Source organism: Mycobacterium sp., assembly GCF_965229105.1.
GTDB lineage: Bacteria > Actinomycetota > Actinomycetes > Mycobacteriales > Mycobacteriaceae > Mycobacterium.
The window spans coordinates 338,937-358,721 of sequence record NZ_OZ245858.1; the positions used below are offsets into that span (position 1 = coordinate 338,937).

Annotated in this window: 22 protein-coding genes; 11 read left to right on the forward strand and 11 right to left on the reverse strand. The window is 64.8% G+C overall.

What is annotated here, in order from left to right; translation table 11 throughout:
* Positions 1-12: 12 nt before the first annotated feature.
* Positions 13-627, reverse strand: a complete 615-nt coding sequence (locus ADBZ9O_RS01540) for a class I SAM-dependent methyltransferase (RefSeq protein WP_526527723.1) — start codon at positions 625-627, stop codon at positions 13-15.
* A 99-nt stretch (positions 628-726) separates the two neighbouring features.
* Here ADBZ9O_RS01540 and ADBZ9O_RS01545 point away from each other — a divergent pair, with 99 nt between their 5' ends.
* The 5 genes from ADBZ9O_RS01545 (at position 727) to ADBZ9O_RS01565 (ending at position 4,250) form a co-directional block, all read left to right on the forward strand.
* Entirely contained in the window at positions 727-1,701 is a 975-nt protein-coding gene (locus ADBZ9O_RS01545) for a C45 family autoproteolytic acyltransferase/hydrolase (RefSeq protein ID WP_526527724.1), read from the forward strand.
* Positions 1,702-1,720: 19 nt separating this feature from the next.
* Complete coding sequence (locus ADBZ9O_RS01550; RefSeq protein WP_526527725.1) at positions 1,721-1,972, forward strand: hypothetical protein; 252 nt, start codon at positions 1,721-1,723, stop codon at positions 1,970-1,972.
* A 15-nt stretch (positions 1,973-1,987) separates the two neighbouring features.
* Positions 1,988-2,647: a YoaK family protein gene (locus tag ADBZ9O_RS01555; RefSeq protein ID WP_526527726.1), complete on the forward strand. Its 660-nt coding sequence runs from the start codon at positions 1,988-1,990 to the stop codon at positions 2,645-2,647.
* Between the two features lie 5 nt (positions 2,648-2,652).
* Positions 2,653-3,495 carry an NmrA/HSCARG family protein gene (locus ADBZ9O_RS01560; RefSeq protein ID WP_526527727.1) on the forward strand — a complete coding sequence of 281 codons (843 nt, stop codon included), beginning with the start codon at positions 2,653-2,655 and terminating at the stop codon, positions 3,493-3,495.
* Positions 3,496-3,584: 89 nt separating this feature from the next.
* The gene (locus ADBZ9O_RS01565; protein ID WP_526527728.1) at positions 3,585-4,250 is read left to right on the forward strand and encodes a cutinase family protein; all 666 of its coding nucleotides are present in this window, start codon (positions 3,585-3,587) and stop codon (positions 4,248-4,250) included.
* Here ADBZ9O_RS01565 and ADBZ9O_RS01570 read toward each other — a convergent pair.
* Complete coding sequence (locus ADBZ9O_RS01570) at positions 4,247-5,347, reverse strand: aldo/keto reductase (RefSeq protein ID WP_526527729.1); 1,101 nt, start codon at positions 5,345-5,347, stop codon at positions 4,247-4,249. The genes ADBZ9O_RS01565 and ADBZ9O_RS01570 overlap by 4 nt on opposite strands.
* Positions 5,348-5,465: 118 nt before the next feature.
* Here ADBZ9O_RS01570 and ADBZ9O_RS01575 point away from each other — a divergent pair, with 118 nt between their 5' ends.
* On the forward strand, positions 5,466-5,792 hold the full coding sequence (locus ADBZ9O_RS01575) for an SDR family NAD(P)-dependent oxidoreductase (protein WP_526527730.1): 327 nt from the start codon (positions 5,466-5,468) through the stop codon (positions 5,790-5,792).
* Between the two features lie 105 nt (positions 5,793-5,897).
* Here ADBZ9O_RS01575 and ADBZ9O_RS01580 read toward each other — a convergent pair whose 3' ends face one another.
* From ADBZ9O_RS01580 to ADBZ9O_RS01600, 5 genes are all read right to left on the reverse strand, one after another.
* A complete protein-coding gene (locus ADBZ9O_RS01580; protein ID WP_526527731.1) occupies positions 5,898-6,191 on the reverse strand; it encodes a putative quinol monooxygenase in 294 nt (97 codons plus the stop codon).
* Between the two features lie 52 nt (positions 6,192-6,243).
* On the reverse strand, positions 6,244-6,915 hold the full coding sequence (locus ADBZ9O_RS01585; protein WP_526527733.1) for a VTT domain-containing protein: 672 nt from the start codon (positions 6,913-6,915) through the stop codon (positions 6,244-6,246).
* Positions 6,916-7,512: 597 nt separating this feature from the next.
* On the reverse strand, positions 7,513-8,760 hold the full coding sequence (locus ADBZ9O_RS01590) for a threonine/serine exporter family protein (RefSeq protein ID WP_526527735.1): 1,248 nt from the start codon (positions 8,758-8,760) through the stop codon (positions 7,513-7,515).
* A gap of 127 nt (positions 8,761-8,887) precedes the next feature.
* On the reverse strand, positions 8,888-9,727 hold the full coding sequence (locus tag ADBZ9O_RS01595) for an endonuclease/exonuclease/phosphatase family protein (RefSeq protein WP_526527737.1): 840 nt from the start codon (positions 9,725-9,727) through the stop codon (positions 8,888-8,890).
* A 68-nt stretch (positions 9,728-9,795) separates the two neighbouring features.
* Positions 9,796-10,725 carry an SDR family NAD(P)-dependent oxidoreductase gene (locus ADBZ9O_RS01600; protein WP_526527739.1) on the reverse strand — a complete coding sequence of 310 codons (930 nt, stop codon included), beginning with the start codon at positions 10,723-10,725 and terminating at the stop codon, positions 9,796-9,798.
* A gap of 52 nt (positions 10,726-10,777) precedes the next feature.
* On the opposite strand from ADBZ9O_RS01600, the gene ADBZ9O_RS01605 reads away from it, so the two are divergent.
* Entirely contained in the window at positions 10,778-11,422 is a 645-nt protein-coding gene (locus tag ADBZ9O_RS01605) for a TetR/AcrR family transcriptional regulator (RefSeq protein WP_526527741.1), read from the forward strand.
* Positions 11,423-11,449: 27 nt separating this feature from the next.
* On the forward strand, positions 11,450-12,421 hold the full coding sequence (locus ADBZ9O_RS01610; RefSeq protein ID WP_526527744.1) for an NADPH:quinone oxidoreductase family protein: 972 nt from the start codon (positions 11,450-11,452) through the stop codon (positions 12,419-12,421).
* Between the two features lie 6 nt (positions 12,422-12,427).
* On the opposite strand, the gene ADBZ9O_RS01615 is transcribed toward ADBZ9O_RS01610, so the two are convergent.
* Complete coding sequence (locus ADBZ9O_RS01615) at positions 12,428-13,606, reverse strand: metallophosphoesterase (RefSeq protein ID WP_526527746.1); 1,179 nt, start codon at positions 13,604-13,606, stop codon at positions 12,428-12,430.
* A 194-nt stretch (positions 13,607-13,800) separates the two neighbouring features.
* Here ADBZ9O_RS01615 and mspA point away from each other — a divergent pair, with 194 nt between their 5' ends.
* Both mspA and ADBZ9O_RS01625 read left to right on the forward strand, forming a co-directional pair.
* The gene (gene mspA / locus ADBZ9O_RS01620; RefSeq protein WP_526527748.1) at positions 13,801-14,439 is read left to right on the forward strand and encodes a porin MspA; all 639 of its coding nucleotides are present in this window, start codon (positions 13,801-13,803) and stop codon (positions 14,437-14,439) included.
* Between the two features lie 216 nt (positions 14,440-14,655).
* Positions 14,656-16,047, forward strand: coding sequence for an FAD-dependent oxidoreductase (locus ADBZ9O_RS01625; protein WP_526527750.1), 1,392 nt, complete (start codon positions 14,656-14,658; stop codon positions 16,045-16,047).
* On the opposite strand, the gene ADBZ9O_RS01630 is transcribed toward ADBZ9O_RS01625, so the two are convergent.
* Together ADBZ9O_RS01630 and ADBZ9O_RS01635 are read right to left on the reverse strand one after the other, a co-directional pair.
* Entirely contained in the window at positions 16,027-16,743 is a 717-nt protein-coding gene (locus ADBZ9O_RS01630; protein ID WP_526527752.1) for a YoaK family protein, read from the reverse strand. The two genes, ADBZ9O_RS01625 and ADBZ9O_RS01630, sit on opposite strands and share 21 nt — an antisense overlap.
* Positions 16,744-16,761: 18 nt before the next feature.
* Positions 16,762-17,955, reverse strand: coding sequence for an MFS transporter (locus tag ADBZ9O_RS01635; protein WP_526527754.1), 1,194 nt, complete (start codon positions 17,953-17,955; stop codon positions 16,762-16,764).
* A gap of 87 nt (positions 17,956-18,042) precedes the next feature.
* On the opposite strand from ADBZ9O_RS01635, the gene ADBZ9O_RS01640 reads away from it, so the two are divergent.
* On the forward strand, positions 18,043-18,747 hold the full coding sequence (locus ADBZ9O_RS01640; RefSeq protein ID WP_526527756.1) for an HAD family hydrolase: 705 nt from the start codon (positions 18,043-18,045) through the stop codon (positions 18,745-18,747).
* Here the strand turns inward: ADBZ9O_RS01640 and ADBZ9O_RS01645 are convergent.
* The gene (locus ADBZ9O_RS01645) at positions 18,744-19,742 is read right to left on the reverse strand and encodes an LLM class F420-dependent oxidoreductase (protein WP_526527758.1); all 999 of its coding nucleotides are present in this window, start codon (positions 19,740-19,742) and stop codon (positions 18,744-18,746) included. The genes ADBZ9O_RS01640 and ADBZ9O_RS01645 overlap by 4 nt on opposite strands.
* Positions 19,743-19,785: the final 43 nt, after the last annotated feature.

Below are 19,785 nucleotides of genomic sequence, written 5' to 3' on the forward strand. Positions count from 1 at the left end.
CGACCGCGGCGCTCAGTCGGCCTTGATCCAGCGCCACTGACACATCGACCAGGGTTGCGCGCTCGGCAACGAATCACCCACGGCGGTGAAGACCCCCGGCCACTGGATCGCGTCGTAATCGTCGCCGGAGAGCCACCCTCCGGGAGCCACCTTCGGTTCCCAGGCGGCGATATCAGCGATGACGCTGTCATAGTCGTGCCTGGCGTCGAGGTGCACCCAGGCCAGCGACCCGTCGGCGAACAAGTCCGAGCTGGGCACGGAGGCACCGATCAGCACCTGGATCTGATCGACGAATCCGCAGTCGATGATGTTGCGGTGCAGCTGACCGGCGAAGGTGCCGCCACCATTGTCGACCGCCGCACCGTGGGCATTGATGTCACCTCGGCCTTCAGGGCCGCTACCCCGGCACGTGTCCACCCCGAGGATCGTCACGTGGCGCCCACTGAGATTGGCCACCTCGGCCAACGAACACAGGCTCTTGCCCAGGTAGTTGCCGACCTCGACGAACACACTGCCGTCGGGAAAGTGCGCGACCGCTTCTTCCTGAGCGTCTCGCCATTGGAACCAGCCGGGGATGTCTTGCCAGCGCAAGGTCGGAGCATGGCTGGCCTGCGCAGTGTCCGTCACGCACAGGCACGTACCCCCTGTCTGCGCTCCGCAATCCACACGCCAAGGATCGTCAGGCCTGCCTTGACGGAAGGCGGCGCGTCAGGTAGACCTTGACGCGTGCACAACCAATCGATCACCCTGCACGCTTTTCGCGAAGCGACCCCCGGACCGCGCTGGCGCGCGCTTTATGACGCGACCTGGCCTGCGTACCGACGCTGGTATCTGGGCGCCGGTGAACGCCCGACACGTCGCGAAGCTCAAGCCGAACTGCAGCAGCACATGCCCGAGCTGATTCCCACATGGGAAAGCCTCGTGGAGCTCACCGGGGCGGACCCGACGACCGCGGCCATGCTGACGCAGTGGAATATGCCGGCGTTTGCGCCAGCCTGCTCCCAAGCCGTCAGCACTGCCGGTGCACGTGCGCTGATCCGCAACTACGACTATCACCCCGATCTCTTCGAACAGGTCATCATGTCCACCCGCTTCGGAAGCCGCGACGTGATCGGTACCAGCGATTGCCTGTGGGGCTTGTTGGACGGGATGAACTCCGACGGCCTGGCCGTGTCCCTGACCTTCGGTGGGGCGAAGGGTTCCGGGCCGGGGTTCGCGATCCCCTTGGTGCTGCGCTACCTACTGGAGACTGCGGAGTCGGTGCCAGAAGCTCTGGCAGCGTTGGGCCGACTCCCAATATCGATGTCGTACAACGTAACTCTCACAGATCGGCACGGCGCGACCAGTACGGCCTACGTTGCGCCAGGACGCCCCATGGAGGTGCGGGCCTGCCCGTTGGCGACCAACCACCGCTTCGAACACCCCGACGATCCGGCTCATGCGGCCCGTTTTCACAGTGTCGAGCGCCGAGATCGCTTGGTCAGATTGCTCGACGACCAGACCGATCCCGACGAGTTGGCTGCCGAATTCCTGCGGAAGCCGCTGCGCAGCAACAACTATGCCCAAGGGTTTGGCACGCTGTACACCGCCGACTACCGACCGGATTCCGGCGAGGTGCACTACCGGTGGCCGGGCACCACCTGGACCCGGTCATTCGACTCGACCGACGCCGAACTGCGCATTGACGTTCCGGCCGCCTGACGAGTCGTACCATGGCCGGATGCTCAACGACCCCGACTTCCCCTTCGGCACTGTGAGCGAAGCTGAGGCAGGCGCGTTGATTCGGCGACTGGCCGACGAACTGGCCGGCAAAGGCACCCAAGAAGCATTCGCCGAATTACTCGGAGCAGTCGGGTATCTCGGCGAGCGGGTCGGCGACGCGGCCAGGACGTTGGCTGCGACGAATTCCTGGAGCCAGGTGGCGCAGGTGTCGGGAACGTCGAAACAGGCGGCCTGGGAGCGCTGGCGCTGAGCAAAGGAACTGCCTGTGAAGATCTCGTCCACCGTCGTCGCGCTGGTCTTGCTCACCGTGGCAACCGGTTTCATCGATGCCGCGTCGTATCTGGGTCTCGGCCACGTCTTCGTCGCCAATATGACCGGCAACGTGGTGTTCTTCGGGTTCGCAGCAGACCCGGCGTCCGGCCTGTCGGCCTTGATGGCCGCCGTCGCGTTCGCGGGATTCCTCTGCGGCGCATTCGTCGGGGGCATCGCCGGCCGGGTATGGTCCGGACGCACGAGGTTGTGGCCGCCGATCGCGTTCGGCGTGCAGGGCGCGATCCTCGTGGTCGCAGCCACGGCCGCCTGGTACAGCCCGCCTGCCGATCATGGAAATGCCAGGGCCTGGCTGATCGCCGGTCTGGCCATCGCCTTCGGCCTGCAGAACGCCACGGTGCGCAAAATCGCGGCGCCCGACCTGACCACCACGGTGCTGACCATGACCGTCACTGGCCTCGCCGCCGATAGCCGGCTCGGCGGCGGACCCGGCGCCAAACCTGTGCGCCGCATCGGCTCGATCGCAGCGATGCTCGCCGGTGCGGCCACCGGCGCGCTGATGGTGCGGCACTCAGTCGCGTTGGCCATCGCGGCCGCTGCCGCGTGCGCAATCGTCGCAGCGGCGATCTTCGCGTTCGCCCCGCTGGCAGACTGAACCACGTGGACGGAAAGTACGCAGTTCTGGGGGCAACGGGCGCGCAGGGTGGTGCAGTCGTCGCTGCCCTGGCCGAGGCCGGCGCATCGATACGGGCCATCACCCGCAATCTCACATCGCGGCGGGCTCAACAGCTGACCGGTTCCGGCGTGGAAGTGGTGGCCGCGGACCTCTCCGACCCCGATTCCGTCGCCGCGGCGTTCACCGGAGTGGACGGCGTCTTCGCGCTGACGACGCCGTTCGAAGACGGCCCGTCAGCCGAACTCGAACAGGGTGCCACGATCATCGCGGCAGCAGAGCGCGCGCAGGTCCCGCATCTGGTCTTCTCGTCGGTATCCGATGCCGATAAGCACACCGGCATCCCCCACTTCGACAGCAAAGCCGCAGTCGAACAGTCGCTGGCCGGCTCCGGTCTGTCCTACACGATCGTCGGGCCCACCTACTTCTACGACAACCTGCTCAGCGGTCTTGACGATATCCGCGCCGGTCGCCTTGAACTGCCCATCCCGGCCGATATGCCGCTGCAACAGCTGTCTCGCCGCGACCTCGGCCGGTTCGTCGTGGCGATCTTCGCCGATCCTGCGGGCGCACGGGGTGCGCGGGTCGATATCGCATCGGATAACCCCACCCCGGCTCACATGGCGTCGGTGCTGCAGGACGTCCTTGGCCGGCCCGTCGAACTGATCAGCACCGACCCCAAGGACATCGGTTCGGAGGATATGCGGTCGATGTTCGGTTTCCTTGCCGAAACCGGCTATAGCGCCGACCTCCCCGCATTGCGCTCCGCATACCCCAGTGTCGGCTGGCAGTCGTTCGACGACTGGGCCCGCACGACTCTGACCGGCTAATTGGTCTCAATTGTGGAGTGCCGCGGGCATGCGCGATGTTTAGCTATGAATCACCCGTGGAACGCTGCGTCGAACCCATAGGAGAGTCCGTGCCCATTTGCTCTATCGCTCGCGCAGTCAGCGCTTCGCTGGTCACGGTATGGGGGTTGCTGGTGGGACCGGCAGCGCCGGCCGTGGCTGATTCATGTCCCGATGTCGAGGTGGTTTTCGCCCGCGGCACCACCGAGGCGCCAGGTGTCGGCGGTATCGGTCAGGCATTCGTCGACGCGGTGCGTGAGGATGTCAGTCCCCAGTCCGTGGGTGTATACGCCGTGCAGTACCCGGCGAGCAGCGATTTTCCGACCGGGGTAATCGGGATCAGCGACGCCAGCGCCCATATCCAAACCACTGCGGCGAATTGTCCCAACACCAAGATGGTGCTGGGCGGATATTCACAAGGCGCCGCGGTGATCGGTTTCGCCACCGCGGATTCGATCCCACCGGGCTCACCTGCCGGCGCTCCGTCCCCGATGCCGCCGGATATTGCCGACCACGTCGCCGCGGTTGTGTTGTTCGGAAAGCCCTCACCGAAGTTCATGAGCGCGGTAGAAGAGCCCGCCGTCACCATCGGCCCGCTGTATGCCGCCAAGACCACTGACCTGTGTGTCCCCGGCGACCCGGTGTGCTCCGACGGCGGAAGCGTCGTCAACCACGACAGGTACGTGCCGACGGGGCTGGTCGACCGGGCCGCAGCCTTCGTCGCGGCCCGGGTCTAGCCGATAGGAATCCAGTTCCGCACTGCGCGTTGATATCCCGTCGGTTTATCACCGACCTTGCTCCCCGGGCTGATCAGCTGGTTCTGATACCCCGGGGTGAACATCCGGTACACCGATTCCGGCGGTACGGCGCTCGCCTCGTCCAGTTCCTTACGTAACTGCGGCGGTATTTCGAAGTCGAGGGCGGCCATGGTGGCGCCCAACTGTTCGGCGCTGCTGGCACCGACAATCGCCGACGCGATACCGGGCTGGGTGGCCACCCAGTTGACCGCAACCTGGGCCATCGTCGCACCCAGTTGGTCGGCAACCGATTGAAGGGGCTCCAGAAGCGCCCAGTCACGATCGGATAGCGAAAGTCCCGATGCCCCTGGGATACTCAACCGCCCATCACCTGAGAGCCCGTGATCGGCCTTGTACTTTCCGCTGAGGAACCCCCCACCCAACGGACTCCAGGCGGTGACTCCGAGGCCGAGGGTCTGCGACATGTCGATGTGCTCGACCTCGATCTGCCGTTCGACGAGCGAGTACGGCAATTGCAGGTTGATCATCGGTGCCAGTGAGTGCGCCTCCGCCAAGGTCTGGGCCTGCGCCGCATACCAGCTGGGCACATCGGATAGTCCGGCGTAGCGGATCTTTCCCACCCTGATCAGGTCATCGAAGGTCCGGAGTACCTCGTCGACCGGAGTCAACCGGTCCCAGGTGTGCAGCAGGAACAGATCGACGTAATCCGTACCCAATCGGCGCAACGAGTCGTCGAGGGCCCGGATCATGTGCTTGCGCCCGTTGCCGCCGGCGTTGGGATCCCCGGCCTCGACGCTGTTGGTGAATTTGGTGGTCAGTACCACCCGGTCGCGGACCTTCGCCTCGGCGATGAGCCGACCAAGAATCGTCTCGCTCTCGCCGCCGGTATAGAAGTCGGCGGTATCGATGAAGTTGCCGCCCTCGTCGAGGTAGCGACGAAAGATGGGCCGGGCTTCGTCGGCGGTCTTGCCGTAGGCGGCGTGATATCCGCCGGTGCCGAAGTTCATGGTGCCCAGTGCCAGCCGGCTCACGCGCAGGCCCGACCGGCCCAGGAGGTAGTAGTGATCGAGTGTCATGGCATCGACGATGCCAATCGTAAAATGGACCCGCAAGTCCAATCCGTGGTGCATACCGAGAGCCAGCACCTATCTGATTGCTAACCGGCACCTAGCTTGAGCGAGTTGACTCAATTTCATGCACGTTTACTTGGTCACCAACGCAGGCACCGACACCGCCCACCGCATCGCACGCGATCTGTTGCGCGCGGGCCACCGCGTGGTGGTCACGGATCGACATGCCGCCGCGCTCGTCCGGATACTCCAGGGCCACGGATCGGACCGGGTGCTGGCGATCGCCGCCGACACCACCGACCTGGCTCAGGTGCAGCGGCTCATCGCTCGCGCCGAAACCCACTTCGGCGCGCTCGACTTCGTGGTCACGCCCGACGGTGTCTGCCGGCGATACAAACCCGCAACCATGCTGCGGTTGGCCGATCATCCGGCACTGGCTGAGGCGTCCTAAGGGGCTATCGCCGTCCTGCCCGAAAAGACCTGCGGCGTTTCACCTCAGAGCTACCAGAAGTTCGTCACCGGGGTGACGAACTTTCCTGCTGCATAAGCAAATTGGTCAGATATCGGAGGTGGTGTACCTGGTTTTCACCGGGGGAGCTGCCAACAGGGGCGGCAGATCGGTGATCTTTCCGTCACCGGCGCGGAAGCTGCGGTAGGCCTCATCGTCTTCGACGGTGGCCCAGCTTTCGTAGATGATCCAGTGGGCTGGGTCGTCTTCGTCGATAATCACGTCAGTCACCAGGTTCCCGTCGAACCCGCGGGTCTTGGCAAGCTCCCGACGGAAGATTTCGGCTGCCTCGGTGACTGATTCGGGCTTGAACCTCAGCTCGAGAAGCACGGTAACCGGCATAACGTATCTCCTGACATCCATGTACGAAGCACTGCACCAGATACGGTACCCGTCAGGCCCCGGGGTGGCTTTCGACGGTTCCCGGTCGCATCCGTGAGGCAATAGCCTTTGCTGCCGAGACGATGACAGGCAACGCGGACAGGCAGGCGATCGCCAGGACGATCAGCTCGACGTGCTGCTCGACGAAGGCGATATTGCCCAGAAAGTACCCAACGAGCGGCAGACCGACACCCCAGGCGATGCTGCCAAGCGCGCTAAAGACCACGAAGGTGCGGTAGGGCATTCCGGAGATGCTCGCCACCACCGGCGCGAATGTCCTTACCACGCCGATGAATTGGCCGATGACGAGAGTTTTGGCGCCATACTTGACGAAGAAGTCGTGCGAGGACGTCAGGTAGCGCTGTTTGAAGAACCGTGCATCGCTCTTCTTGAACAGCGCAGGTCCCAATCGTCGTCCTATGAGGTAGGCGCATTGGCCGCCCAGGAAGGCCGCGGCGGCGGCGGACGGCGTAAGCGTCCAGATTTCGACGGCCGATCCCGCTTGCGCGGCGATCACACCGGCGGTGAACAGGAGGGTATCGCCGGGCAGGAAGGGGAACAGCAGTCCGGTTTCGACGAAGATGATCAGCACCACGCCGATGAGAACCGCCGTGCCGAATGGTCCACTCTCACCGAGCCAGAACATCGGGTCGAGCAGCGCAGGCATCGCGACGGCCGAGGTCACGATCGCGAAGCTACCGCCGCCGCATGGCTAATCGGGAAACAGCGAGGAAACGGTACTTCAGACTGATGGTTATGGGACCGGCGCACATCGTGCCATCGCCTTAGGGGGGGTGGCGAGTGGTTCGTCTGCTGGCTGCTCGGGTATTGCGTGACCGCGAAGTCCAACGGGGTCGATCTGGGGCAGGCTGATCTTGTTCCAGCCCGGCCCGTTGTTGTCATGCCCACACTGCGGTTGGTTCCACCCGCGGCAACCGGGATCGCGTCTGAGAGCGGTTAGCTCCCAGTAGGATTGACCAGCCCCATTAGTCCCTCGCCAATGCTACGGCCGAGTTCACCACCAGGGTCGTTGATGGTCGTCGAATAGCCGCGAACCGCAGCCACCCACAGCCCTGATGGTGAACTCGCACATAGCGTCGGCAATAGGAGAGTCCCCGGGGCACCGGCCACGCGTTTGTGAAGCCTGGGCGGTCCGAGGCGTCGAAAATCGCCATAGATTCACGGCCGCGCCGCGAAGGGTCAGATTCCTACCGCCGTGCCGTCGGCCCGCCGCGGTAGCGCCGCGGCCACCTCGGTGTGTGAACTGCAACCGTCATACATGTCATGCGCCTTTCGCTTGGGCGCGGCGCTTGTCTGCGGCTGCGGTCAGCACCGCGTAAAAGTGCATCGGTACCGCGAGCCCGGTGGCCATCCCGGTGATCACCAAGGCCGCCACCGCGCCGTCGGACGTCAGTGAGGTCAGCAGAGCCGATGTCGGCACCGTCGCAAACTGCACCACCCCGGCCAGCATCCGGAACACGTAGACACCGGGAACCAACGCGACGACTGAGGCAAAACCGATGGCGGCGAAAGGTATTCGTAGCGAGTGCGAGATAGGGATCAACAAGATTCCGGTGATCAGGCAGGAGATCAGCGCGGCGGTGGCGATGTCGGTATGCCAGACGGTAAGCGCCCACCAATGGGTGGCGTGGCCGAGCATCCCCACCGCGACAGGCCAGCCAATCATCCGGTAGGGCATCGAGAAGAACACTGGATAGGAACCGGCCGCCACCCCTGCCGCCAGCACGTCGACGTACAGCGGTACCGCAGCCCCGGACTGTGCGACGGACAGGCTGCGGCCGTCGGCCGCCAGCCCGAGGATGAGCCCGGCCGCGATCGCCGTCAGGACCAGGGCAGCATAGCCAAGGCGCGCTGCGCCGAGGGTCATCCGTAGCGCCAGCAGATCGAGCGCGCCGTTGAGGATGTGGGGTCCGGGCACCAGGACCATGGCCGGGCAGAGCACCACCAGACTCAAGGCATCGACCACGTCCAGATGTGCGGCGATGACACCGACCAGTCCCGCAATGAGCGCCGCCGCGAAACCTTGGGTGAGGATCCCGAATCCGATGCGGCCCAAGCCGCGTCGAGCCAGCCCGCCCATGGCGGCGCTGAACGCGGCGACCAGCACGGTGGCGGGATGATGCGCGCCGAAGATCACTGCGAGCGCACCGGCCCCGGTGGCGCAGGCGGCGACGAAGATCGCCGTGCCCGAGACCGATTCATGTTGCGCCGCTGTCAGTTCACGACGGACCACTGCGGGATCCAACGGGCCGTCCTGGGCACGATCGACGGAGGCCATCACTGCGGCAACGCGCCGCATACTGATGCTGGTCGGCGAGACCGCGGCTACGCGGATGGCGTTTCTCGGCCCGACGAGCAGTAGCGACGCCCAGGCCGGCACCAGAGTGCTTGACGTGCCAAACCCACGGTTGAGCCGTTCGACGGCAGTCAGCGTCATCTCGGTGGATTGGCCGTTGACGTACAACAGGGTCGCAGCGTCCAGCACGACGTCGATAGGATCGTCAGGCATCAGGCGCCACCCGGGCCGTCGCCGACCATATCGAGAGGGTTCACGCTGGCGTCGAACTGCTCGGCGGTGACGTGGCCGGACGCTACACTCGGAATCTGCTCATCTGATGTGGCTGACATTGTTCTCCTTACGTGGCTGCGCTACGAACGAGCTGACACTGCACCCCGAAATGGTCGGACGGGAACACCCGCGGGTGTTCGGCCGAAATGGGTTCGGTGCCCAGTAGTTCGATATGAGCGGGTCCCCAGCCGGATCCTTTGAGCAGCACCCGGTCGAAGCGAACCTGCCGGTGCTCGTCTTTGCTGTCCAGGCGCATCAGATTGATCGCGGTGTCCTCGGTATAGCCGGCGTCGCCGGGCCGCAGAACGGGCCAGAGGTCGCGATAACGGCTGCCGATCCGGCCGTTCTCACTGTCGCGCATATTGAAATCCCCTAGTACGACTACGTTTTGCCATTTTCGCAGGACCCAGAAGATCCTGCGGAGCTGCCACGCACGCAGCCACCAGGCGGACTTTCCGCTGTCGAGGTGGATAGAGCCGATGACCTGCTGATGGCCGTTGATGGTGAACTCGGCCGCCAGGAATCCGCGGGTCGCCTTAGTCGGCAGCGGGGTGTAGGTGGCACGGGTGATCGGCAGGCGGGACAACATCAGCATGCCGTAGTTTCCGTGCTCCGCGCCGGTGACCTCGACGCGACAGTAGCTTTCTCGAATCCACGACTGGGCCGCGAACTCAGCCAGGGCCGCCGGGGTGACCTCCTGAAAGACCATGACATCCGGCGGGTTTCGGCACAGCAGCTCGGCCATCGCGCGGTAACGCTGTTTGGCGAAGTATGGCTTGAACCAGATATTGAATGTCGAGAGTGTCAGCTGGTCCAGCTCGACATCGCCAGCCGCACAGTGATCTGTCCATTGCTGCGTCTGTGCATCGAACGTCGTGACGGGAACGCTGTGCTGCCGATACCTCAAGCCGTTCTCGCTGCCTGGGTCAGGTGTCGTCGGGGACCGTACCGGTCGAGCCTAGCGCTGCCGAACCGCTATCGGCCGATTTCACTCAGGAGACCGTCAGCAAAGTCCCAGAGCTGCTCCTCGCGCGCGGGGTCGTAGGACTCCGCCGATGACGGCACCACCGACCCCCGGTCGATGTAGGAGCCGGTGTCACCTGGCCGTGGGCCGACGGCGGCATTCGCCAACAGCTCACCGGCCTGCTGGGCGCTCATCGCGAGCGGCGTGAAACGCAGCAGCGGCATGATCCTGTCCCAGGCCCACCGACCGAGCGCACCGTAGTCGCGAGCCAACCCGGTGCCCGGTACGAGGCTCGGATTGAACGTGTAGACATCCACTCCCGCCGGCAGTCGGCGGGCCAGGGCGTGGACGAGGTAGACGACGCCCAGCTTGCTTGTCGAATAGGCGATTTGACCGCGTCGTGCCTTTTCGTCGCCGGGCACGACTGGGCGACTCACGACCGCCGGATTCCCCCACTCTGGTGCGGGGATGAGTCCCATAGTGTGTGCGAAATCGCCGAAATGGACATCGCTCCCGGTGATCACTACCCGACCTGGTGACTGCAGGGCAGGGGTCAAGCCGTGGACCAGTGCGAAGTTGGCGAGCACGTTGACGGCGAAGGTCATTTCTAGTCCGTCAACCGATGCCTGCGTGACAGAGCCCACCTGGACTCCGGCATTGGCGACAATCAGATCGATAGGCGGAATGATCTCGCGGGCGGCCAGATCCCGGATGTTCTCGACGGCAGCGGAAACGCTGATCAGTGAGGCCAGATCACAGTCGATCTCCGAAACGTTCGGATTCCCAGAGGCAGCGATAAGTTTCCGCGCCAGTTCATCTTTCGTAGATCGCACGGTGACCACGAGGTGACGGTCGGGATCTCGGGTGAGGATGTCGAGCGCGGCGTGCCAGCCCAGTCCCCGACTTGCGCCCGTCATCACTGCAGTTTTGGTCGCGAGCATCTCAGACTCCTGTTGATTGCCAAATGTATGTATCGATCACTACAATTTAGCCATGGTTCGCCCCTGCGGCAAGGTGCAAGAGCGCGGCAATCGATCGCGCACCCGGATTCTCGATGCCGCCGAGCAGTTGATGGCCGCGCGGGGCTATGCGGGCACGTCTATCTCGGCCATCTGCAAAGCCACTGGCCTACCACCCACGTCGATCTATCACCACTTCGGGAACAAGCAGCAGCTACTGGCTGCAGTGATGGAGCGCGGGGCGGAGCGGTGGTTCGCGGCGCTACCGGTCTGGGGCACCGACGCCGACGCGCCCGTCGACTCCGCCGACGTCGAGAGTCAGGTGCTGACCGCCGCGGGAGCGGTCGCAGGAAACCCGTTGTTCCTGCGGCTGTTCTTCATGCTCAGCCTCGACAGCGAAAATGACTCTGCGGCATCCGAGTTGATCGAATCCGTGCGGGCTTCGGCGTACCAGTGCTTCGACAGCATCCTGATCTCGATCCTGGATGCGGACTACCCACCGGACACCGCGCGCCGGATCGCCGCCCGACTGGCGCCGTTCGCGGTTGCCGTGTCCGACGGTTGCTTCTTCTCACTTCAACTGGACGCCGGCCGTGCCGATATTCGGCAGACCTACCTGGACCTGGTGACGGCGGTCCGGACGATGGCCCCGGAGATTGCGAAAACACTCAGTGCTTAAGTAGCACGTGACGAGAGGAATACCGCGATGCGCGCCATCCAGATAACCCGACTCGACGGACCGGAAGCTGTCGAGCTTGTTGAGCTCGATGAGCCGAGCGGCGACGGCTTGGTAGTCGTCGAGGTGCACGCCGCGGGTGTCGCCTTCCCCGACGCATTGCAGTCGCGTGGTCTCTACCAGTACAAACCCGAGCTGCCCTATATCCCTGGCGCCGAGATCGCCGGAGTCGTGCGGAGCGCTCCGCCCGGCGCGCATGTAGCGCCAGGAGATCGCGTGGCCGGGTTGACGATGCTCTTCGGCGCGATGGCGGAGGTGGTGGCACTCGAGCCCGAGCGGGTGTTCAAGCTGCCAGATGCGGTGAGCTTCGAGGCGGGCGCCGGCATCTTGTTCAACGACCTCACCGTGCATTTTGCGCTTCGTGAACGTGGACGGCTGCGGGACGGCGAAACCGTTCTGGTGCACGGCGCTGCCGGTGGCATCGGCACGTCGACGCTGAGGTTGGCGCCGGTATTTGGCGCGGCCCGCACGATCGCGGTGGTGAGTACCGCCGAGAAGGTCGAAATCGCGAAGACGGCAGGGGCCACCGATGTCGTCCTTGCCGACGGGTTCAAGGACGCCGTCAAAGAGCTGACCGACGGTCGCGGAGTGGACATCGTCGTCGACCCCGTCGGCGGTGACCGGTTCACTGACTCGCTGCGTTCTCTGGCACCGGGTGGGCGGCTGCTGGTGGTCGGTTTCACCGGCGGCGATATCCCGACGGTCAAGGTCAACCGTCTGCTGCTGAACAACGTCGACGCCGTCGGTGTCGGCTGGGGCGCGTGGACGATGTCGCACCCCGGCTACCTTGCCGAGCAGTGGGCTGAGCTGGAACCGCTACTGGCGTCCGGCGCGGTTCCTGCTCCTGACCCCGATATCTATCCGTTGGAGCGCGCGAGCGAGGCGATCGCATCATTGGAGAACCGGACGGCCAAGGGCAAGGTCGTCCTCTCACTGCGCTGATGCTCCCTACTCGGGGCGAAGCGTAAGTACCGTGATCTCGCTGGGTGCGAACACGCGAAACGGCGGGCCCCAGAAACCGGTGCCCCTGCTGGTGTAGAGCTGGGTGCGTTCGCCGTGCCTGCTCAACCCGTGCACCACCGGCTGATCGATCCTGACCAGAAAATTGAACGGCCAGATCTGCCCGCCATGGGTATGGCCGGAGATCTGCAGGTCCACGCCCGCCTGCACCGCGTGGGTGATCTGTTTGGGCTGGTGCGCGAGCAGCAGCACCGGTAGCTGTGGATCAGCGCCAGCCATCGCCGTATCGAGGTCCTCGCCGTGCCCGTCGATACCGGAGGCCTGGGCGGTCGCGTCGTCCACGCCCGCGATGATCAGCCGATCGCCGCCTCGTTCGATGACCAGGTGCCGATTGCGCAGCGCGTCCCAACCGATGGCTTCCATATAACTTAGCCAGCCCTGGACTTCGCTGAAGTACTCGTGGTTGCCGGTGACGTACACCCGCGCGAGCCGGGCCCGCACCGCGGCGAGTGGGGCCGCCTGACCCTGCCGGACCGCGACGGTGCCATCGGCGATATCTCCGACGTGGCAGACGATGTCGGCGTCGAGCTCGTTGACCCGGTCGACGACGGACGCCGACCACTGGGCACGGTCGATCGGCCCGTAGTGGGTATCGGTGATGACCACCACCCGCAGCCCGTCCAGCCCGGCGCCGAGGCCGGCGACCGCGACGTCGACGCGCTTAGTCCGCGGTACCCGCATCGCCTCGCGGTGACCCCACGCGAGCAGAGCGGGGACGACGACGCCGACCGCCGCAGCGGTAATCCGCGAGGCAATGGGATCCTGCACACCGGCTACGAACAACGCCAGCCGCAGCAACTGGGCCAGCACCGACCAGACGAAAAGCACCCAGACAGCGCCGAGTAGTGCGTCAGCGGTGACAGCCGCCCAGTCCAAGTGTCTGCGCCCGTGGCCCAGCATCATCATCGCGGGCAAGCCGAAGAAGGCGATGACGAACAACAGTGTGCCGAGGACGACCACCACGTTCGGCCATCGATTTCCTGCCGAGAGCAGCGTCCACCACGGCACGCCCAGAAGGAGGAGTTGGATCGTGCCGACGGTCAGCAGCCGAAGCCACCGTCGGGTGCGCCGGACGGGTTCCGCCGCCACGGTCTGCGGGTCTGCCATTACCGCGAGGGTACCGACGCACTCGGGTCCGGCCATCGGGCGCCGACAGCCGGTCACCTATCCATTCGGTGCGGGTTGCCGGTACATGTCGCGCAGCTGACGACATGCTGTTAGGTTCCTCGGGTCAACTAAATGTGCGCAGGATTAAAAACGGCTGTGAAAGCCCTCATCTGCGCCGGCGAATCAGGGAGAACATGAAAGCCATCAGTCGAGTACTCGTAGCGCTCATCGCTGCTTTGTCGGCTCTGTTCGTGGGCGCGGGCACTTCGCATGCCGGTCTGGACAATGAGCTTTCCCTGGTGGACGGCCAGGGACGCACCCTGACCATTCAGCAGTGGGACACCTTCCTCAACGGCGTCTTCCCGCTGGACCGCAACCGCCTGACCCGTGAGTGGTTCCACTCCGGTCGCGCCGTGTACTCGGTGACCGGCGCCGGTTCCGACGAATTCTCGGGCACCTTGGAACTGGGCTACCAGGTTGGCTTCCCGTGGTCGCTGGGCGTGGGCATCAACTTCTCCTACTCCACCCCCAACATCCTGCTCGACGACGCTGACCTGTCGCCGACCGGTTTCAACCCGCTGGGCTCGGTCATCACCCCGAACCTGTTCCCCGGCGTGTCGATCTCGGCTGACCTGGGCAACGGCCCCGGCATCCAGGAAGTCGCCACCTTCTCGGTCGATGTTTCCGGCCCCAACGGCGCAGTCGCAGTCTCCAATGCGCACGGCACCGTCACCGGTGCCGCCGGCGGCGTGCTGCTGCGGCCCTTCGCCCGACTGATCAGCGGCTCCGGTGACAGCGTCACCACCTACGGCGAGCCCTGGAACATGAACTAGCCCATGCCTTAAAACTTCTCCCTAGCAGAAGAAGTACAGCAGCCCCGCCGGAAACGGCGGGGCTGCTTGTATTTTCAGCCTCGCCAACTAGTTCGGTCTCCCCTCGCCGTCAAAACAGCCACGCATATTAACGGTGCAAGCACCCGGCAGCTATCCAGCTACGCTCTGATCGCGCAACAACGACTTTTGGCACGCGCGACACAACGGGAGAGCGCAGTGACACGACACGAGGTGGACCTTGTTGTCCTCGGGTTCGGCAAGGGCGGCAAGACACTTGCGGCCGACTTAGGCCGACGTGGCTGGCGGGTGATGCTCGTCGAAGCGTCCGCAAGGATGTACGGCGGCACCTGTATCAACACTGGTTGTGTGCCCACCAAATCCATGGTCTACCAAGGTGAACGACTCTCTCTCGACCAAGTCACACCCCAGGCCTACACCGCCGCCGTGGACAAGACCGCAGTATTGACCGCCGGTCTGCGAGCCGTCAACCTGGCGTCATTCGATCCGATCGAGACCGCGACGGTCGTCACCGGCCCGGCACATTTCCTTGACAGCACCACAGTCGAGGTGGCGACCGACGATGGCACTGTCACCATTGCGGCCCGTTTCATCGTCATCGGCACCGGGTCGGAGCCGGTACTACCGGCGATCCCCGGCCTCGCCGAATGCCCGGTCGCGGTCACCAGCACCGAGCTGTTGGTGCAGCGCGATCGACCGACGCACCTCGTCGTGCTCGGCGGTGGGTATATCGGTCTGGAGTTCGCTGCCATGCACGCCAGTTATGGGGCGCACGTCACCGTCCTCGCGCGCGGGCAGCGGATCCTGCCGCAGGAGGATGATGAGATAGCACTTTCCGTCCGAAATATCTTGGCCGCCAAAGGCATCGACATCATTACCGGGGCCGATATCACCGGTGTGGAGACTGCCACTGGTGCCGATGCCACAACGGTGGCCACCGTGCACTTCCGCTCAGAGGGCACAGCGCGCACCATCGACGCGGACACCGTGCTGGTCGCGCTGGGCAGGACTCCGGTGACAGCACACCTCGACCTGGCCGCCGCTGGTGTCGAGACTGCCGTCAATGGCGCGGTCGTGGTCGACGAATACCTGCGCAGCAGCCAACCGCATATCTTCGCCATCGGCGATGTCAACGGCGGACCGCAGTTCACCTACATCTCGCTCGATGATCACCGCATCATCCTCGATCAACTGACCGGGGCAGCCAGCCCCCGCAGTACGGCACGGCGCAAAGCGGTCCCGAACACGTTGTTCATCACACCCCCGTTGGCCAGGGTTGGGCTGACCGAACGTGAGGCCAGGGCATCGGGACACCGGATCAAGGTGGCCTCCAGTCCGGTGGCCAAGCTGGCCACAGTTGCACGCGCCCGCATCGTCGAGCAGACCGAGGGAATGCTCAAAGTTGTCGTCGACGCCGACACCGACGAGATCCTGGGCGCAGCGTTGTTGAGCTACGACTCACACGAAGTGATCAACACCGTTGCCTTGGCAATGCGCCACGGAATCACCGCAAGCCAACTGCGCGACGAGATCTACACCCACCCGTCGATGACGGAGTGTTTCAACCAGCTACTCGGCATGCTCGCCTGAGCCCACCGGGCTATGGCGATATTTGGCCGTTGCCAGAACTGCGATAAGGGGAATCAGCGTCAGCAGCGGCGCCACAACGGGCGCGGTCAGTAACGCGACGCCGCCGCAGGCGGCGCCGGCCACCGCCGCGCTCAGCGACGCGACACCGGCGATATCGCTGCGCGGCCCGGGCTTTCCGAGCCAGCTGGCGACCAGGCTGGTCAACGTGCCGGTCAAGTAGGTGGTCGCCACTGCCGCGCCCAGCCCACGCATCGCTGCGCTCTGCATGCCCATGCTCGCCGCCGCCGCCGTGAGTAACACCAGCTGTGAGATGCCGCTGGGCTCGGCGCGGGTGATCACCCATCCAATCGCGAAGGCGATCAGCACTATCAACTGCACGGCCAGGGTCACCGTCACCCTTCGCGGCCACACCGCGGCGACCTCTTCGCGAGTGCCGATAATTCTCGTGCCGAGCGCAACACCGGCGACGTAGCTCAGCACGGCGATCGCGGTGTGGGTCAAGATGCCGGTATCGGCCCGCGCCACTCCGAGCCCCATCAACGCCAGATTGCCGGTCATCACACTGGCGAAGACCCCACCAAGATGGGTGAGAGTCACAACGTCAATGGCGCCGGTACCGAAGGTCAGGGCGGCAGCCACCGCAACGGGCCACCGTTGGCCGCTGAGCCCCAGATGAAAGATCCGCGCCGACGCCACGATCGGATCGTTGCACGACTACGGCAACCGCGTGCGGCCGGGAGCGACCGCACCCGCCATCACGACACAGATCAAGACTCCACACAGCGGCAGCGCGAACGCTGTGTTGAGCGAGATCCGGTCAGCCAGCCAGCCGATGGCACCCGGCCCAGCCAGGACTGCCACATAGCCCGTACCCACCACCCGCGAGAGTGACCGTCCCGAGCCGCCACCGACATTGCCTGCGGCCGTGAACACCTGGGGCACTCCGCCTGACAAGCCGAGGCCGACCACTACCCAGCCAACGAGGCTGGGCACCAGCATCGGCGAGGCGATCACCATGGCAAATCCGATGGCGACCGTCACCGCCGACCAACGCACCACCCGTACCGGGCCAACCCGCGCCGCGATCCGGTCGACGGTCAGCCGTCCGACGGTCATCGCCGCGACGAAGCAGCCCAGAGCCAGCGCACCCACCGACGGGGTGGCGCCGAGGTGCTGCTGGGCATGCAGGCTGCTCCAATCCATCGCCGAGCCCTCGGCAAGTAAGAGCAGGAACGCGAGCACTCCGAGCATGACCACCCGACCACGTGGTGCCGTTTGGTCATCCTGCGCTGTGGGCTCGCCGGTCGTGTGGTGCTGTCCTTGGGACGTGCGTTGTCTGCGCAACAGCACCGCCGCGGCCGTGCCGACGACTACCAGCGCGATCGCGGCGACGAACGCGCCTGTCGCGAAGACTCCTGCGGCGAGGGCAAATCCGGCTGCTCCGATGAGCGAGCCAAGTACCGTTCCGATCGAGAACACCCCGTGGAACGCCGCCATGATAGGGCGTCCGTAGTCACGTTCGACGTCGACCGCGGCCGCGTTCATTCCCACTTCGGCGGTGCCCGTTGCGATACCGAGCACGAAGGCACCGGCCGCCGCCCAGACCCACGTTGTTGCCGCAAGCGGGAGTAGCAGCGCCCCCGCCATCCCGGCCACCCCGAGGACGCCGACGGGTCCACTGCCGAATCGGTCGACGAGAACTCCGCTGATCTGCATACCGGCCAGCGCCCCTGCGCCGAGGATCAGCAGAATCGCGCCGAGCAGCGAGGTCGAGATGCCGGTGACGTCCTTGATCGACGGAAGGTGTACCGCCCAGGTGGCGACCACCATCCCGAAGGAGGCGAACAGACAGAACACCGCCGCGCGGTCACGCGTTAGGTGGTGACGCTGTCCGGCTTCGGTGACCATGGATGGATTTCCCCGCATTGTCGCTGGCTCGGGCGCAGTTGGTGCGTCCGGAAGACTACCCACTCTTCGCGGTACCGAAAGTTTGAGATGCCACGCACGGGGCATTGGTGCAACGTGAGCGAAGAAAAGAAAGCGCCAGCTGTTCTGTTCGATATCGATGGCACCCTGGTCGACTCGAACTATCTGCATGTCCACGCGTGGGTCCGGGCGTTCGCGGAGGTTGCCATTCCTGTTGAGGCCTGGCGCATCCACCGGTCGATCGGGATGGACGGCTCCGAGCTGGTTGCGTCGCTGTCCGGCGGAGCGGACGACGATACGGCGCACCGCCTGAAGGATTTGCACACGCAGTACTACGGCGAGACGACGTCCTTGCTGCAGCTACTGCCGGGTGCCCGCGCACTGATGGACCGCATCACGTCCCTGGGGCTGCAGGTGGTCCTGGCCACCTCTGCGCCAGAGGACGAACTTTCCACCCTGCGGAAAGTGCTCGACAGCGAAGACCTGATTTCCACTGCGACATCGTCGGAGGACGTGTCCACCGCCAAACCCGAACCCGATCTCGTTCGGATCGGATTGGAGCGAGCTGGCGTGGGTGCCGATCGGGCGGTCTTCGTCGGCGATGCGGTCTGGGATGCTGAAGCCAGTAAGCGCGCCGGATTGCTCAGTATCGGTGTGCTCAGTGGAGGCTTCTCCCGTGGCGAACTCGAACACGCCGGCGCCAGCGCGGTTTTCGAGAATGCGCGTGAGTTGCTGGAGCATCTTGAAGTCAGCCCGATCGGCGGGCTTCTCTAGGCCGCGCCGCCCTTGGCTTCGGAGCGAAGTGCAGACAGCAGCGGACCGGCAGCCTCCTTCAAGAAGTCCGCCTGGCCTTCGTCGCCCACCTGGACCAGTGCAATATCGGTGAAGCCAGCCTCCCAGTAGGCGCGAACCGCTTCGACGATGGCATCGAGATCCGGGCCGCACGGGATCGACTCTGCGACATCCTCCGGCCGGACGAACTGGGTGGCGCCGGCAAACCCTGCGGGAGTCGGTAGATCGGCGTTGACCTGCCAGCCGCCGGCGAACCACCGGAATTGGTCGTGGGCACGCTCAATTGCCCTGTCCCGGTTCTGGTCCCAGCAGATCGGTATCTGCCCCACCACTCGGCTGTCGGTGGCCAGCCCTGTCGCCCGACGGGTCCTGTGCCAGGCTTCGACGAGGGATTGGTCTGGTTCGACGGCAATGAGATGGTCGGCCAGCGGCGCAAACCTATCGACCGACTTCTCGCCGGATACCGCGACGCCCAACGCCACCGGGACATCGGGGATATCCCAGATTCGTGCCGAGTCGACCTCGAAATAGTCGCCCTTGCAGGTGACCAGTTCGCCGCTGAGGAGTTCGCGGATGATCTGCATAGCCTCGACCAACATGTCCTGGCGCCGATCGATGGCCGGCCACCCCTTGCCGACGACGTGCTCGTTCAGGTTCTCGCCGCTGCCAAGCCCCAAGGTGAACCGCCCATCGGCAAGGATCTGCAGGGTCGCCGCCTGCTGCGCAATGACCGCCGGGTGGTAACGCATCGTCGGGCAAGTCACATAGGTGAGCAGTTCCACCCGATCAGTGGCCTGCGCCACCGCCCCCAACATGGTCCACGCATTCGGGGCATGCCCCTGGGTGGTCAGCCACGGCGAGAAGTGATCGCTGGACACCTCGAAGTCGAAGCCGGCGTCCTCCGCCGAAACGGCATACCTCACAAGTTCTTTGGGGCCGCTCTGCTCGGTCATCAGGGTATAGCCGAATTGAACCATGCTGTTTGCCTCGCCTCCTACGGATCGTTTCCGTCGAGGGCGA

Excerpts from the sequence above, each read along its gene's own strand:
- ADBZ9O_RS01550 (WP_526527725.1), top strand. The coding sequence starts at position 1,721 with ATGCTCAACGACCCCGACTTCCCCTTCGGCACTGTGAGCGAAGCTGAG.
- ADBZ9O_RS01570 (WP_526527729.1), bottom strand. The coding sequence starts at position 5,347 with ATGACACTCGATCACTACTACCTCCTGGGCCGGTCGGGCCTGCGCGTG.
- ADBZ9O_RS01575 (WP_526527730.1), top strand. The coding sequence starts at position 5,466 with ATGCACGTTTACTTGGTCACCAACGCAGGCACCGACACCGCCCACCGC.
- ADBZ9O_RS01580 (WP_526527731.1), bottom strand. The coding sequence starts at position 6,191 with ATGCCGGTTACCGTGCTTCTCGAGCTGAGGTTCAAGCCCGAATCAGTC.
- ADBZ9O_RS01590 (WP_526527735.1), bottom strand. The coding sequence starts at position 8,760 with ATGCCTGACGATCCTATCGACGTCGTGCTGGACGCTGCGACCCTGTTG.
- ADBZ9O_RS01600 (WP_526527739.1), bottom strand. The coding sequence starts at position 10,725 with ATGCTCGCGACCAAAACTGCAGTGATGACGGGCGCAAGTCGGGGACTG.
- ADBZ9O_RS01605 (WP_526527741.1), top strand. The coding sequence starts at position 10,778 with ATGGTTCGCCCCTGCGGCAAGGTGCAAGAGCGCGGCAATCGATCGCGC.
- ADBZ9O_RS01610 (WP_526527744.1), top strand. The coding sequence starts at position 11,450 with ATGCGCGCCATCCAGATAACCCGACTCGACGGACCGGAAGCTGTCGAG.
- ADBZ9O_RS01615 (WP_526527746.1), bottom strand. The coding sequence starts at position 13,606 with ATGGCAGACCCGCAGACCGTGGCGGCGGAACCCGTCCGGCGCACCCGA.
- mspA (WP_526527748.1), top strand. The coding sequence starts at position 13,801 with ATGAAAGCCATCAGTCGAGTACTCGTAGCGCTCATCGCTGCTTTGTCG.
- ADBZ9O_RS01635 (WP_526527754.1), bottom strand. The coding sequence starts at position 17,955 with ATGGTCACCGAAGCCGGACAGCGTCACCACCTAACGCGTGACCGCGCG.
- ADBZ9O_RS01640 (WP_526527756.1), top strand. The coding sequence starts at position 18,043 with ATGCCACGCACGGGGCATTGGTGCAACGTGAGCGAAGAAAAGAAAGCG.
- ADBZ9O_RS01645 (WP_526527758.1), bottom strand. The coding sequence starts at position 19,742 with ATGGTTCAATTCGGCTATACCCTGATGACCGAGCAGAGCGGCCCCAAA.